The 832-nt window shown below is 59.1% G+C and carries 1 protein-coding gene; it reads right to left on the reverse strand.

The window, feature by feature from the left end:
* Nucleotides 1–832 (reverse strand): aminotransferase class V-fold PLP-dependent enzyme (locus EOA29_RS38400; RefSeq protein WP_127222514.1); only part of this gene is annotated, 832 nt, incomplete at both ends.

Consider the following 832-nt stretch of genomic DNA (forward strand, 5'->3'; position numbering starts at 1 on the left):
CCTCTATTTCGGAAAGGCCAATGGATTCAAGCACATGTGAAGTCTTGATTTGCCCTGAGGTGCATGCCGATCCTGTTGAAAGCGATACGCGGCGCGCAACGCGGGCGCAGAGCTCGTCCGCATCGACGTCGAAGAACTGGATGGACACTGTGCCCGGAACCGTGGGCGCATCGCCGCTGACCCGACTAAAGCGAAGCTGCCGTTCTTCTAGCGTCTCAAGCAAGCGTTCAATCAACGCGGAGCAATGCTCCTTGTCGGACTCAAGCCGATCTCTCGCGACCCGAGCAGCCGCACCGAAGCCAGCGACGAGCGCGACCGGCTCAGTTCCGGGCCTCAGACCGCTTTGCTGGCCACCACCAAAAGTCAGTGGAAGCGGCTTCGGCGCCGATGCTGCAACATACAAAGCCCCTATGCCCATCGGACCATAGCACTTGTGGGCCGAAAGGGTGAGGTAGTCGACATCAAGCTCGATGACGTCAACGTCGATCTTGCCGGCGGCCTGCGCCGCATCACTATGGAAGAGCGCGCCGCTCGCATGCGCCAAGGCAGCAGCTTCCTTGACGGGCTGAATGACGCCGGTCTCGTTGTTGACCATCATCACTGATGCAAGGAGAAGATCTCGGTCGACGAGGCGCGCAAATTCGGCAAGATCAAGCCGACCTTGACGATCGACGGGGGCAATGCTGATTTCGAATCCTTCGGACTGCAAGGCGTGTGCAGGCTCCAACACAGCCTTGTGTTCGACTGCCGAAACGACGATGCGTTTCCGGTTCGGTTGCGATCTGCGAGCCAAGCGTGCCACGCCCAAAATCGCAAGATTGTTGGCTTCAGT

It is taken from the genome of Mesorhizobium sp. M1E.F.Ca.ET.063.01.1.1 (assembly GCF_003998155.1).
Taxonomy (GTDB): domain Bacteria; phylum Pseudomonadota; class Alphaproteobacteria; order Rhizobiales; family Rhizobiaceae; genus Mesorhizobium.